The sequence below is a fragment of the Kitasatospora sp. NPDC056446 genome, from assembly GCF_042796115.1.
Taxonomy (GTDB): domain Bacteria; phylum Actinomycetota; class Actinomycetes; order Streptomycetales; family Streptomycetaceae; genus Kitasatospora.
The window spans coordinates 57473-70093 of sequence record NZ_JBHTRF010000044.1; the positions used below are offsets into that span (position 1 = coordinate 57473).

The following is a 12621-nucleotide window of genomic DNA, read 5'->3' on the forward strand; positions in this document are numbered from 1 at the left end:
CCCCACACATCACCAAGGCCACTGACACCTCAGTAGGCCCCCTGCCCCTGGAGCACCGCACGCAGCGTCTTCCAGAGGATCACCGTGTCCAGCGCGAGCGACCAGTCCTCCACGTACCGCAGGTCCAGCCGCACCGCCTCCTCCCACGGCAGGTCGCTGCGCCCGCTGATCTGCCACAGGCCGGTGAGCCCGGGCTTGACGAGCAGCCGCCGCCGGATGTCCGGGCCGTACGCGGCCGACTCCTCCGGCAGCGGAGGCCGCGGCCCGACCAGCGACATCGAGCCGGTGAGCACGTTGACCAGCTGCGGGAGCTCGTCGATCGAGTACCGGCGCAGCACCCCTCCCACCCGGGTCAGCCGCGGATCCCGGCGGAGCTTGAACAGCAGGCCGGCGCCCTCGTTGCGGTCCGCCAGCTCGGAGCGCGCCCGGTCCGCACCGGCGACCATGGTGCGGAACTTGATCAGCGTGAACTCGCGGCCGTCCTTGCCGACCCGGTGCTGCCGGTAGAACGCCCCGCCCCTGCTGTCCGCCAGCACGAGCAGCCCGACGAACACCATCAGCGGCGAGAACAGGACCAGCAGGAACGCGGCGCCCAGCCGGTCGAAGACCTCCTTGACGGCCCGGGGCGCCCCGGTGAAGGCCGGCATGCTGACCCGCAGCATCGGGATCCCGAGCACCGCGTCGACGTGCAGCCGCGGGCCGGCCACCTCCATCAGCACCGGGGCCACGACCATCTCGGCCTCGCCGCCCTCCAGGTTCCAGGCCAGCCGTTGCAGCCGCTCCGGCGACCAGTGCGGGTCCGGAGTGATCGCGACGACCCGGTAGCCGTCACGCAGGACGTGCCCGGCGACGTCCGTCAGCCGGCCCACCACAGGCACCCCGTCCAGCCGGTCGCCGCCGTGCCCGCGACCGTCCGGCGTGCACACCGCCTCCACCCGCCAGCCCAGGTGCGGGAACTTGCGCGTCCGGGCGATCAGGTCGCGCAGCGTGGCCGGGCTCCCGGCCGCCAGCACCGGGCGCAGGCACCGCCCCCCGTAGCGCTGCTTGTGCAGCCACAGGCGCAGCAGGTACCGCTCGGTCATGGTGGCGACCGTGATCGCCGGGATCGCGACGAAGATCCAGAGCTTGATGTTGTGCGACGTGAGGGCGATCCCGCCGAGCGCCAGCACCACGGCCGCCGTGAACACCGAACGTCCGAGCCGACGGAATTCCTCGGCGCCCTGGCCGAGTACGGCGGGCGCCCACGAACGGGTCGTGGCCAGAGCACCCAGCACCAGCAGCTCGGTGAGGAAGGCGAGAATTCCCCATTTCTCGTGCCAGTTCGCGGCGTCCCGCACCCCGAAGAATCCCCCGATGGCCGCCACCACGAAGGCGGTGGCCACCGTATCGCTGATGATCACAGCATGGCGGTACTGCTGCTCCCAGTCGGTTCCGGGCCGACTGATTCTCCCGTTCACCCGGCGCCCGCGCGCCGGTAGGAACGGGCGGACTAATTCCCCCTCCTCCTGCTCCACGGCCCCCTCCAGGTCACGAGTGGGTTCGACGTGTTCGCTCCACACGGTTCCTCCCCTCCGGGAGGCTCGCGCCTCCCGCACCGTTCCTCCCCTGGGGAGGCCCCGCTCCTCCCCCGGGAGGCCCCAACTCCCGTGCCGCGCCGTTCCTACACCCGGGAGGCCCCGCCTCCCGCGCATGGCAAAGCCGGCTGTCGCCGCATTGCTGAACATCCCCTCCGGGCACCGACGGGCCCGAATGTCCGGCCGGAATCCCGAAGTGCGCGGGAAACCGCCGACGGTCGCTCTCCACCCTCGAAACCCCGCCGGGGCAGCAGGAATCGATCACCTGCGTCGGCCGCCGGGGAAGCGGGAACCGGCTGCTCGCAGCGCCGGACCCGTAGATCATCATTCGTCGTTCCGCGTCCGACCGTGCGACGCGAAAATTAATCTAGAGCATCGGGGCGGCCCAAAGAGCGGAATGTGTGAAACACGTGCTCGACATTTGAAGAAGGATCTTCCGGAAGGCCACTTCCGACGGCTGCCCGACGACCGGGACGTGCCCGGTGACCTGTGACGACGGCGGCCCGCCCGGCCGCCGGAGGCACCTGCGGACCCGGAGCCTCCGCAGCGCGCGGGCGACGGTAACCGGCCATTCACGGCGCCCTGCGGCCACCCGGGCCCGGGCCGGCGCCGCCGTCGGTCTCCGTCCTTCTCTGTCGGTCCCTGTCGGTCCCTGTTCGTCCCTGTCGGTTTCCCCGGTTTCCCAGGCTTCCGTGCGGGCGCGAGCGGACCGCAACATGTCGCAGCATGAACGGCACGTAACGCCGGTGTCATCCCGGTTGGTCCCGGTGTGGCCGGTTTCCGCACGGGTCCGGGCCGCCGCTGGCAGGGCCCGCGCACGGTCCGTGCACGGAGGCCCGCAAGCGCCGGGACGGGCGGGGTCCGGGGAACCGTCACCCGGCACGCGCGCCGACAGGCGCCCCGCGAACGGAACCCCGCCCTCGCCGACCGACCCCGCCACCCGCCCCGACCGGGTTTCGGTCGAAGCCCCCGCGACCCGTTGCCCGGCGCCGCGACAGGCGACGACAGTGGTTCCCGCCGGCACGCACACCCGTCCGAACCCGCGTCACATCGAACGAGAGGAATCCGTCATGACCGAGGTGTACGAGACCCCGATGCTGATCGAGCTCGGCGACTTCGCCGCCCTCACCCAGGGCTTCCTGATCGGCGACGTCTTCGACGGCCACGGCTTCTACCTCATCTGAGGGGACGCCCGGTGAGCGGTCACCGCAGGACCCGGTTCGTGGTCCTGCCGGACTCCCCAGCCGGATCCGTGGTGGCCGCGGGGCAGGGCACGGCCGAGCGCCGCACCCTGCCCCACCCCGGCGGACGCCCCTGGATCATCGGCACGTGGCCGGACGGCGAGGAACCCCTCGTCGCGCACGCCGGGCCGGTGGGCCTGGCCGTGTTCGGCACCGCCGACACCGACGAGCACCGGCTGCGCCGCCGCGCCGAACGGATCCGCGACCCGTACGACGTCCTCGCCCTCGGGCGCGAACTCGCGGGCAGCTTCCACCTCGTCGCCACCGTGCACGGCACCGTCATCGCCCGCGGCTCACTGTCCGGGCTGCGCCGGCTCCACCTCGCCGAGCCCGACGGCGTCCCCGTCCTCGCCGACCACGCCGACACCCTCGCGGCGCTCACCCGCCGCACACCCTCCCTCGACCGGCTGGCCCTGCGCCTGGCGCACCCGCTGCCGCACCCCCTCGACGCCCTGCCCCTGTGGCCCGGCATCACCCCCGTCCCCGCCCACCACGCGGCCCTGCTCGCCCCAGGCCGCCCCGCCCGCACACTCGCCCACTGGCAGCCGCCCGCGCCCGACCGGCCCCGGGCCGAGGCCGCCCCCGCGCTCGGCCACGCGCTGCGCCGCGCCGTCGACGCCCGGACGCGCGCCGGCGGCCTCGTCGCCGCCGACCTGTCCGGCGGCCTCGACTCCACCCCGCTGTGCTTCCTCGCCGCCCGCGGACCCGCCGACCTGCTCACCGTCACCATCGGCTCGACCGACCCGCACCACGACGACGCCGCCTGGGCCGACCGCGCCGCCCGCCACCTGCCCGGCGAACGGCTCCTCCTGCCACCCGACGCCCTGCCCGCGATGTTCGCGGGCATCGACACCCCCGGGCCCCAGGGCGACGAACCGCTGCCCTGGACGCGCACCCGCGCCCGCGACGAAGCCGTCGCCCGCCTCCTCGCCGCCCACGGCGCCCGGACCCGGATCAGCGGCGAAGGCGGCGACGAGGTGCTCCAACTCCTTCCCGCCTACCTGCGCCTCCTCGCCGCCCGCCGGCCCGCGACCGCCGCCCGCCACCTGCGCGGCCACCGCGCCCGGCTGCGCTGGGGCCTGACCGCCGCACTGCGCACCCTCGCCGACCCCCGCCCGTACCCGGCCTGGCTCGCCCACGCCGCCGACGACCTCACCCACCCCGCACCGCCCACCACCCGGATCCTCGGCTGGGGACCGGAACCCCGGCTCCCGCCCTGGACCACCCCACGGGCCGCCGACCTCGTCCGCGCACAGCTGCGGGCCGTCCGGGCCGCCGACGCCGTACCGCTCGCCCCCCGACACGCCCAGCACCAGGCGCTCCACATGGTCCGGCACAGCGCCTCCGCCATGCGGCAGCTGATCGAGGCCACCGCCGCCGCCGGCACGCCGTACACCGTGCCCCTCCTCGACGACCACGTGCTCGACGCCTGTCTGGCCGCCGAACCCGCCCTGCGCGGAACGCCGTTCGCCTACAAGCCGCTGCTCACCGCCGCCGTCGCCCCGGACGTCCCGGAAGAACTCCTGCGCCGCACCGGCAAGGGCGACTTCAGCCCCGACGCCCACCAGGGGCTCGCCCGCCACCGCCCCGAACTCGCCGCCCTCACCGAGGACAGCGCCCTGGCCCGCGCCGGCCTCGTCGACCCGGACGCCCTGCGGCGCGCCTGCCTCGGGCTCTACCCGCCCGGCACCCCGTACGCGGCGCTCGACGCCACCCTGGCCTGCGAACACTGGCTGCGCGCGCACGAGTCCGCGGCGGAGGCCGCCCGCATCGCCGTCATCTGACGCACTGTCACATTCCGACGTACCGTCATATCCCCGAGGAGCAGGCATGTCCGTGGAACTGGGCCCCGATGTGACCCTCACCCCGACCGGGAGCGGCGCCGTCGTCCTGGACGAGCGCACCGGGCGCTACTTCCAGCTGAACCGCACCGGACTGCACATCCTGCGGTCCCTGCTCGACGGACGGACGGCCGAGGAGGTCGCCGCCGACCTCAGCGACCGCTACCCCGTCACCACCGCCCGGGCCCGCGCCGACGTCGACACCCTGCGGGACAGCCTGCGCACCGCCGGGCTGGTGACCGGATGAGCCTGCACGCCCACGCGGCCCGGGTCGGCCGGCCGCCCTGGCACCGGCGCCCGGCCGTGCTCGCGGCGATCGGAGCGGCCCGGCTGATCGAGCGGATGCCGCCCGCCCGGATCCGCCGCCTCCTGCTGCGGCTGCGCGGCGGCGCCCGCCCGGCCACCGCCGGCGAGGCCCTCGCCGCCCGCCGGGAGGTGGTCGCGCTCAGCATGCGCTGCGCGGGCCAGGGCTGCCTCCAGCGATCCATCGCCGCCGCCCTGCTGTGCCGCGCCCGGGGCGGCTGGCCGACCTGGCGCACCGGCGTGCGCACGGAGCCGTTCCGCGCGCACGCCTGGATCGAGGCGGACGGCGCACCGGTCGACGAGCCCGCCGAACTGGCCCACTTCCACCCGCTGTTGACGGTGCCGCCCCGAGACCGCCCCGGGACCGACCGGAGCCGCCCCGGGCAGGACAGGAAATCCGGCGACACCGGGGAGGGGCGTCACTAGGGTGGCCCGATGCCGTCGATCAAGAACTTCCAAGTCACCTTCGACTGCGCGGAGCCGCTACGCGTCGCCCGTTTCTGGGCCGAGGCGCTCGGATACACCTCGACGTACGGGTCGGCACCGGGCTCGTCGGCGCGGAGCGCGTCACCGCCATGGAAGCCGAATGCGCACGCCTGACCGCGCTCGGCGCGGTACGGGGACAGCTGCTGCCCGCCGACGACGTCAACGAGTCCTGCCTCGGGATGCAGGACATCGAGGGCAACGAGTTCTGCCTCGACTGAGCACCCGGCCCAGTCCGGCGTGCGCTCCCCGCCGGGGCACGCCACCCTGGAGGACAGCGGTCCCGGTCCCGAACCCCCGAGCGGGCCCGGGACCGCGATTCCACGCCCGTCCTCTCCACGCCCGCTCGCTTCACGCCGCCCTCGCCGGCCCGCTCCCGGTGGTCACCAGCGCCCCCAGTCCCGAACGTGCTCCGAGAGCACCGAGGCGGCGTCCGGCGTCGTCTCCCGCAGCGCGATCATCGCGGTCGCGATCACGTCGCACAGCTCACCCTGGAGCTGCTCCAGGGTGTGGCTGACCCCCTTGCGCGGGTTGGCCCCGAGCACACCGAGAAGGGCTTGGGCCGCCTCGCCGGCCTCCTCCTGGATCTTGAGCACCTGGAGGGTGAGGAACTGGTTCCCGGTCTCGGGGACGCTCTCCTTGAGCCTGGCGTGCAGCCGGTCGACCGCGGCCCACACCCGCGGCCTGCCCACCCGAAGGTGCCCCTCCAGCTGCCGCAGGTACTCCTTGCAGTGCGGCGTGACGTGCATCTCCCGCGCCTCGGCGAACGTCACCAGGCGCAGTTCCTGCCCCTCCCCGAGCACCAGTTCCTCGGGGTCCACGTCCACGACGGCGTGGAAGAACCGGCGGCGCGGGTCGTCGTCCTCGCAGTGGACCACATCGAACGGCAGCAGCCCCTCCACATCCAGGCCGGTCTCCTCCAACAACTCCCGCCGCGCGTTCTCGTACGGCGTCTCCTGCCCGTCGCGCCTGCCACCGGGAGCCGCCCACCACCCCGGCCAGGGGATCCCCTCGGCGTCCTCGCGGAGCTGGAGCAGCACCCGGCCGTCCGGGGTGGTGATGAAAGCGTCGGCGCTCTTGAAGTCGGCAGTCATCCGGCCAGTTTCCTCTCCCGGCCGGGGAGTTCGGGATCGCTCAAACGGGTGACGACCCCGCGTCGGGGCCCGGCCACCGGGTACGACAACACCCGCGAGCCCTACCGGGCCGCCGTCACCGTCGCCTCGATCCTGCTCTGGATCCGACCATAGGTGCCCGTACACCGTCGTCGGGTTCGAGGAGGACGGCACGGTCACTCCGTGGGCAGCAGGTAGACGCGGGCGAAGTGCCTGCCGATGGTGGCGCGTTGGACGTGGCCGCCGATCACGCGTCCCTCGTCGACGGCGAAGGAGGCGTGCAACCGCACCTGGCCGTCGCGGACTTCACCGACGGCGCTGACGATCCCGCCGGGCTTGTCGTACTCGTGCAGCCGCTGGGTTCCGGGGTCGTCGGAGGGGGTGGTGAGGACGGCGAAGTCGTCCACGATGCCGACTACGGTGACGATCGCGGCGTCCGGAATCCACGGGGCCTTGATCTGCCGGGTCAGCGATTCGATCAGGTCGCCGTTCCTGACTTCGAAGATGCGCATCACGGAGCCTCCGTTCACCGGGATCGGGACGCTACCGGCCCCGGGAGCGGGCGGCACGGATTCCCCGAATCCGCACTCGAACGAGTGGCGGTGCCCCGCAGCGCGCCTTCCGGCACAGCCTTCGGCCGTGGGTCGGCTACTGCTCGGCGTGGGCCGGGGCCCAGGATGTGCCGTTGTGGAAGTAGTTCGGCGCGCCGTGCATGCCGACCGTGCGGAACGGCTGGTGGTCGCCGAGGTCCACCCGCAGGGTGCCGCCCCGGCCCTTGCCGGTCCACACGAGTTCGAGGAACCAGCTGACGTCCTGGGACCGGGTGGAGGCGTCCACGTCGATCACCTGCGGCTCCTTGGAGGAGATCCGGTACGGGAAGTCCGTCGTGCCGGTCTTCCGCTCGCCCTCCGCGCCGGGGACCGGGACGGGGTGCGGTGCGGCCGCGTCGAGGTCCACCGCGAAGGACGCCGGTTCGAGCCCGCCGCCGCAGCCGGAACCGGGCGTGTAGGCGTTCCACTTGGGGGCGGGGCGGGCGCTGACCACCTGGGCGTACATGGTGTTCAGCACGACGGTGTCCGTGTCCGCGCCCAGGGCGGTGAGCTCGATGCGCAGGTGGCCCGCCGGGACGAGGCGCTGGGAGGAGGCCCAGCTGTCGATCCGGCCGGAGGACGACGGGGGCGCGGCCACCTGGGCGGGCGAGCGGGGGGAGAGGAACCACTGGTCGCAGCCGGAGCCCCAGTTGTTGTTGAGGACCCGGACGGTGAACGGGGCGGGGAGGTCCTCGGGTGCCGCCGGGGTGTCCGTGGACGGCGTGTCCGCGGGCGTGTCCGCAGGGGCGGGGGCGGCGCCGACCGGGGCGGCGCCGGCCGGAGCGGTGGGCGACGGGGCGGAGGCGCCCGGCGTGCCGCCGGTGCCGTGCAGGACGAAGGCGGAGACCGCGGCGGCCAGCGCGACCGCGGCGGTCGCGCTCAGCAGCACCCGGGTGCGGGTGCGGCGGCGCGGTGTAGGGGGTGTGGACGGCGCGGGGTGCACGGTCGTCACCTCCTGCTCGCCCGGTGCCTCGGTCTCTGGCGCTTCGGCTTCCGGTGCCGGGGCTTGCGGTGCCTGGGCTTGTGGTGCTTCGGGTTCCGGTGTCGGGGCTTGCGGCGCGGCGGCGGGCCGTGGCCCGAGTGCGCCCGCCGGGGTCGGGGAGGAGGACTCCCGGCGGCGGGCCGCGTCGGCGAGGAGCCAGCGGCGGTGCAGTTCGACCAGTTGCTCGCCGTCCGCTCCGCAGGCCCGGGCCAGCCGTTCGACCGGCGCGTACTCGGTCGGTACGGCGGCGCCGTTGCAGTAGCGGTGCAGGGTCGAGGTGCTGACGTGCAGCCGGGTGGCCAGGGCGCCGTAGCTGCGGCCCGAACGCTCCTTGAGTTCGCGCAGCATCGCCGCGAACTCCTCGGTCTCCACACCCATGTGCTGCCCTTTCCGCCCGTCCCCGGTCCGGCCCGGGACGCCGTCGGTGTGCGGATCACCGTACCGGCAGGTCCGGGTGGGGGCCTGAGCAGGGGAGGGGCAGCGGGGCCGGTCAGCTCTTGCCGGCCGTCTGCGCGGAGGCGGCCGCGTCGGCGACGGTCTCCCGGTAGAGGCCCAGCTTCGGCTGCTTGCCCACCTTCGCCCCGGCGCCGAGCGGGAAGTTCCGGGTGTCGGAGTTGGGCATCCGGTCGTCGGCCAGGACGTTCAGCTCGTCCCGGTCGCCGGCGCTGCCGCTGCCGGGGTTGAGGTCGACCACCGCGTAGGCGCTCTTGCCGGGCGCCAGCGGATAGGCCGGCGGGCCGCCGAGGCCGCCCGGCACCAGCGGCGCGAGGTTGTCGCTGCGGTCGGCGGCGCTGGCCCTGCCGATGGTGACGAGCGGGTAGTAGCTCAGGCCGCAGTACGCGGTGCCCTGGTTGTGCACCTCGATCACCCGCTGGTCGGGAGATCCGGCCCGGGTGGTCACCTTGACCGTCAGCTTGTCGGCCGCGCAGGAGCGGGTGTAGGCGTACGCCTCATCGCCACCGGCCGTGGCCGAGCCGCCGGAGGCGGGGACCACGGGGGACTTTGGGCGGGCGGAGCCACCGCCGGTCGGAGCGGCGGAGGCGGGGGCCGGAGCAGGGGCGGGGGCCGCAGGGGCCGCGGCGCCGGGTGCCGGGGCGGCCGCGGTGGTCCCGGCGGGCTTCGCGGGCGGGGCCGCCTCACCGCCGTCCGGTCCGCAGGCGGTCAGGGTGAGCGCGGCGCCCAGGGCGAGGACGGCGGGGACGAGCAGGGCGCGGCGAGCGGACATGGAGATTCCTCCGTGACGGTGCGGATGAAGGCGGTGGGCCGAGCTGCGGGCCGAGCGGCGGGCCATCGGCGCCGACCGCTGGGCAGAACTCTGGTCCGCCGGCCGCCCGGTCCGCCAGGCCTCCCGGCCAAACCGGAACGCTGGAACGGTTCCACCCCCTCCGACCTGCGGTTTCTTTCCTGCCTGGAACGCCCACCCGGAACACTCCGGGGCCTCGGCCGCCGCTCGGCGGCCACCGGGGTCCTTGACCCGGGCCTTCTCACCCGCACCCTCCGGTGAGGCCTGCGCCGCATCCGACTCCGTCCGGCCTCGGTGACGGATGCCTGGCCGGCACTGCTCCGCCACCCGCCTCCTGGATCCACCCGGAAGGCCTCGGCGGCGACCTCTCAGATTCCTTCGTCGGCACCGGAGTGGGCGCTGTAGCCGTAGGAGTCGCCATCGGGCCGGGCGACGGTCTCCCAGCCGGCGCGGCCGCCGAGCAGACCGGCGCGGGCGGCGAACTCCGGCACCGGCAGACGCAGTGCCCGGCGCCCGTGAAGCGCGACAAGGAGCCCGGTCTCCCCCGTCCCGGCCGGGACGACACCGGGAAGGGGATACAGGCGGCGCATCCCGCGCAACAGCCGGTGCCCGGCAGCTGTCCGCGCCGGGGCGCACACGAAACCGGTCGATCCCATCACGCCCCCCGTCAACGGACAGCGGGCCCTCCCCGGTCCGCCCCAGAAGAATGGCACCGCCGGACGACCGCCGCCCAGCCGCCGTCGTGGAGAAGCCGTAGGTGACGGGGCACCGCGCCTCCGGGCGACACTGTGTCGGCGGGTGGTGGGGGGCCGGCGGGATCGGCTCCCGCCCGCGATAGGTGCCGTCGGGCGTGAGCTCTTTTTGACGAATCGTCATATCGTTTGATCCGCACGCGTCCTGTACGGAGGAGGCCCCACACCGGGCCCCGCACCGCCGAGGAGACGTCTTGACCCACCTCCGCCGCCGCGCCGCCGCGGCCGTTCTCGCCCTCGCGGCCGGCCTGACCACGGCCGCCGCCACCGCACCGGCGGCAGCCGCCGCGCCGGCCGCCGACACCCCCCGGGGGCTCGACCGCTACTACCAGCAGCGCCCGGACTGGCACACCTGCGTCCAAGGCCCGCAGGACCAGGACGGCGCCGCACTGGAACAGGCCGGCGCCCGCTGCGCGGAGGTCACCGTGCCGCTCGACTACGGCGACCCCGGCGCACGCACCGTCACACTGGCGCTCTCCCGGATCAAGGCCACCGACACCCGCCACCGGATCGGCACCCTGCTGCTGAACGACGGCGGCCCCGGCAGCCCGACGCTCAGCGCGCCGCTGCGCGTACACGCCGCGATGAAGGACACCGCCGCCCGCTTCGACATCGTCGGCCTGGACCCGCGCTTCGTCGGCCGCAGCGCCCCCCTCGACTGCGGCTGGCCGATCGGCTTCAGCATCACCTCCTCCGGCACCAGTCGGACCTCCTTCGAGCGCCAGGTCGGCTTCCAGCGGGACCTGGCGGCCAAGTGCCGCTCGGCGGCCGCGGACCTGCTGCCGTACGCGAGCACCCGCGACGCGGCCCGGGACATGGACATCGTGCGGGGCGCACTGGGCGAACGGCGGATCTCCTACCTCGGCCTCTCCTACGGCACCTACCTCGGCACGGTGTACACCCAGATGTTCCCCGGCCGCTACGACCGGGTGGTCCTGGACAGCGCGCTGGCCCCGGCCCACGCCGGACCGGCGCTGCTCCCCAACATGGCGCCGGAGAGCGAACAGGCCTTCGCCGACTGGGCGGACTGGGTCGCGCGCCGCAACGACACGTACGGGCTGGGCCGCACCCGCGAAGAGGTCGTCGCCGGGGTGCTGCGCACGGTCGCGGCGGCCGGGACGCGCCCGCTCGTCGTCGGCACCGGCGCGGACGCCGTCGAACTCGACGACACCCGGGTGCCGATGGTGGTGTTCATGAACCTCGCGGGCGACTCCGACGCCGATCGGGCAAGCCTCGCCGAGCTGGTGGCGACGCTCACCGAGGTCGCGGCCGGGCGGCCGGCCACCCCCTCGGACGGGACCACCGCCCTGCTGCGCTTCCTGTTCACCCCGCAGGGGTCGCAGGCCGGCAGCATCTCGCAGGCCATCCTGTGCGCGGACGGTACGGCGCCGCGCGATCCCGAGGACTACTGGCGCCGGATCGAGCGCGACCGCGCCCGGTACCCGCTGTCCGGCCCGCTGCTCGACAACATCTCCCCGTGCGCCTTCCAGGACGGCCCCCGCGAGGCGCCCACCGAGGTGAGCCGCGACGCCCGGGCGCTGATCCTCTCCGCCACCGGGGACCCGCGCACCCCCCACCGGGACGGCGTCACGCTGCACGGGCTGCTGCCCGGCTCGCGGCTGCTGACCCTGCGGGGCGCCAACCAGCACGGGCTGTACGGGACGTACGGGAACGCGTGCGTGGACGACACGGTCAACGCCTACCTGGCGTCCGGGCGCCTGCCGAAGGCCGACGTGACCTGCACCAAGGCGTAGCCGGGCGGCCGGGGGCGTCCCGGCCGGGGGCTGTCGCGCCTGTGGCCACGGGAGCCGTGGGAGGGGGCGGGCTCCGGCTGTTCCGGCACGGCCGCATCCTTCCGTTCGGGGGCGATCCCATCGGCCGGTGGGTCCAGTGGCCTTTGGTCGGGGGGCTGGTGGCCGCTCCCCGATCCCGGTGCCATCGGCGGGCTCCCGCGCTGCCGGGGCGCGGGAGTCCGGGCTCCGGCAGCGCGGCACTCCAGCGCGACGGGCCACCCGGGTGAACCGTCCGTTTGCGAGCCATCGTGACCGCCGGGAACTCGCACGCCGACCGGTACGCCCTCAGCGCGAGCGCGCCGATCAGCGGCGAACGGTGGTGGGCGTTCGCGACGAACACCGACACCACGGACCCCGGCACGCTGGAGGTCTTCGCGATCTGCGCGAAGGTCGTCCGCAATCCGACCCTCACCACTCCCTGACCTGTCTGCGGAACCGCTGAACAAGAGCGGCGGAAAGTCGGACGGTCAGGACGACTCTCGTACGGCGTGCGGCGCTGACGGGAGTGACGTCGAGGAGGGGTGCGGGCCGACACCGGTTGGCCGCACCCCTCCGTCGCGTCCCGGCGGGATGCCCGGTGTCGCGGGCCCGGCAAGATCGGCCGGGCAGGACCTAGGGCCCGTATTTGGTTGTGATCAATTTGCGTGATTCGCCTGCGTGGGCAGGCCCTGATCCGGTAGACCATGTTGCGTGACGCGAGCGCAACT

General features: G+C 74.4%; 12 protein-coding genes and 2 pseudogenes. 8 read left to right on the forward strand and 6 right to left on the reverse strand.

The window, feature by feature from the left end; translation table 11 throughout:
* Nucleotides 1-29: 29 nt before the first annotated feature.
* Nucleotides 30-1514 carry a sugar transferase gene (locus tag ACFQ6N_RS25415; RefSeq protein ID WP_380653280.1) on the reverse strand — a complete coding sequence of 495 codons (1485 nt, stop codon included), beginning with the start codon at nucleotides 1512-1514 and terminating at the stop codon, nucleotides 30-32.
* Nucleotides 1515-2644: 1130 nt separating this feature from the next.
* On the opposite strand from ACFQ6N_RS25415, the gene ACFQ6N_RS25420 reads away from it, so the two are divergent.
* From ACFQ6N_RS25420 to ACFQ6N_RS25445, 6 genes and pseudogenes are all read left to right on the forward strand, one after another.
* Nucleotides 2645-2758: a lasso RiPP family leader peptide-containing protein gene (locus ACFQ6N_RS25420; protein ID WP_380653282.1), complete on the forward strand. Its 114-nt coding sequence runs from the start codon at nucleotides 2645-2647 to the stop codon at nucleotides 2756-2758.
* Between the two features lie 11 nt (nucleotides 2759-2769).
* On the forward strand, nucleotides 2770-4599 hold the full coding sequence (locus tag ACFQ6N_RS25425; protein WP_380653285.1) for an asparagine synthase-related protein: 1830 nt from the start codon (nucleotides 2770-2772) through the stop codon (nucleotides 4597-4599).
* Nucleotides 4600-4645: 46 nt separating this feature from the next.
* A complete protein-coding gene (locus ACFQ6N_RS25430) occupies nucleotides 4646-4903 on the forward strand; it encodes a lasso peptide biosynthesis PqqD family chaperone (RefSeq protein WP_380653287.1) in 258 nt (85 codons plus the stop codon).
* Nucleotides 4900-5385 carry a lasso peptide biosynthesis B2 protein gene (locus ACFQ6N_RS25435; RefSeq protein ID WP_380653290.1) on the forward strand — a complete coding sequence of 162 codons (486 nt, stop codon included), beginning with the start codon at nucleotides 4900-4902 and terminating at the stop codon, nucleotides 5383-5385. Before ACFQ6N_RS25430 ends, ACFQ6N_RS25435 begins: the two co-directional genes overlap by 4 nt.
* Before the next feature lie 9 nt (nucleotides 5386-5394).
* Nucleotides 5395-5469: pseudogene (locus ACFQ6N_RS25440) on the forward strand (VOC family protein); the annotation flags it as partial.
* Nucleotides 5451-5663: pseudogene (locus tag ACFQ6N_RS25445) on the forward strand (VOC family protein); the annotation flags it as partial. The pseudogenes ACFQ6N_RS25440 and ACFQ6N_RS25445, both read left to right, overlap by 19 nt.
* A gap of 162 nt (nucleotides 5664-5825) precedes the next feature.
* Here ACFQ6N_RS25445 and ACFQ6N_RS25450 read toward each other — a convergent pair.
* From ACFQ6N_RS25450 to ACFQ6N_RS25470, 5 genes are all read right to left on the reverse strand, one after another.
* The gene (locus ACFQ6N_RS25450) at nucleotides 5826-6536 is read right to left on the reverse strand and encodes an NUDIX domain-containing protein (RefSeq protein WP_380653293.1); all 711 of its coding nucleotides are present in this window, start codon (nucleotides 6534-6536) and stop codon (nucleotides 5826-5828) included.
* Between the two features lie 194 nt (nucleotides 6537-6730).
* The gene (locus tag ACFQ6N_RS25455) at nucleotides 6731-7066 is read right to left on the reverse strand and encodes a PCC domain-containing protein (RefSeq protein ID WP_380653295.1); all 336 of its coding nucleotides are present in this window, start codon (nucleotides 7064-7066) and stop codon (nucleotides 6731-6733) included.
* Nucleotides 7067-7202: 136 nt separating this feature from the next.
* On the reverse strand, nucleotides 7203-8504 hold the full coding sequence (locus ACFQ6N_RS25460) for a helix-turn-helix domain-containing protein (RefSeq protein ID WP_380653297.1): 1302 nt from the start codon (nucleotides 8502-8504) through the stop codon (nucleotides 7203-7205).
* 112 nt (nucleotides 8505-8616) lie between these two features.
* A complete protein-coding gene (locus ACFQ6N_RS25465) occupies nucleotides 8617-9351 on the reverse strand; it encodes a DUF4232 domain-containing protein (protein WP_380653299.1) in 735 nt (244 codons plus the stop codon).
* Between the two features lie 386 nt (nucleotides 9352-9737).
* A complete protein-coding gene (locus ACFQ6N_RS25470; RefSeq protein ID WP_380653302.1) occupies nucleotides 9738-9860 on the reverse strand; it encodes a hypothetical protein in 123 nt (40 codons plus the stop codon).
* 455 nt (nucleotides 9861-10315) lie between these two features.
* On the opposite strand from ACFQ6N_RS25470, the gene ACFQ6N_RS25475 reads away from it, so the two are divergent.
* Nucleotides 10316-11875: an alpha/beta fold hydrolase gene (locus ACFQ6N_RS25475; protein WP_380653305.1), complete on the forward strand. Its 1560-nt coding sequence runs from the start codon at nucleotides 10316-10318 to the stop codon at nucleotides 11873-11875.
* Between the two features lie 275 nt (nucleotides 11876-12150).
* Nucleotides 12151-12336 carry a hypothetical protein gene (locus tag ACFQ6N_RS25480; protein WP_380653308.1) on the forward strand — a complete coding sequence of 62 codons (186 nt, stop codon included), beginning with the start codon at nucleotides 12151-12153 and terminating at the stop codon, nucleotides 12334-12336.
* Nucleotides 12337-12621: the final 285 nt, after the last annotated feature.

Excerpts from the sequence above, each read along its gene's own strand:
- ACFQ6N_RS25420 (WP_380653282.1), top strand. The coding sequence starts at position 2,645 with ATGACCGAGGTGTACGAGACCCCGATGCTGATCGAGCTCGGCGACTTC.
- ACFQ6N_RS25430 (WP_380653287.1), top strand. The coding sequence starts at position 4,646 with ATGTCCGTGGAACTGGGCCCCGATGTGACCCTCACCCCGACCGGGAGC.
- ACFQ6N_RS25435 (WP_380653290.1), top strand. The coding sequence starts at position 4,900 with ATGAGCCTGCACGCCCACGCGGCCCGGGTCGGCCGGCCGCCCTGGCAC.
- ACFQ6N_RS25450 (WP_380653293.1), bottom strand. The coding sequence starts at position 6,536 with ATGACTGCCGACTTCAAGAGCGCCGACGCTTTCATCACCACCCCGGAC.
- ACFQ6N_RS25455 (WP_380653295.1), bottom strand. The coding sequence starts at position 7,066 with ATGCGCATCTTCGAAGTCAGGAACGGCGACCTGATCGAATCGCTGACC.
- ACFQ6N_RS25460 (WP_380653297.1), bottom strand. The coding sequence starts at position 8,504 with ATGGGTGTGGAGACCGAGGAGTTCGCGGCGATGCTGCGCGAACTCAAG.
- ACFQ6N_RS25465 (WP_380653299.1), bottom strand. The coding sequence starts at position 9,351 with ATGTCCGCTCGCCGCGCCCTGCTCGTCCCCGCCGTCCTCGCCCTGGGC.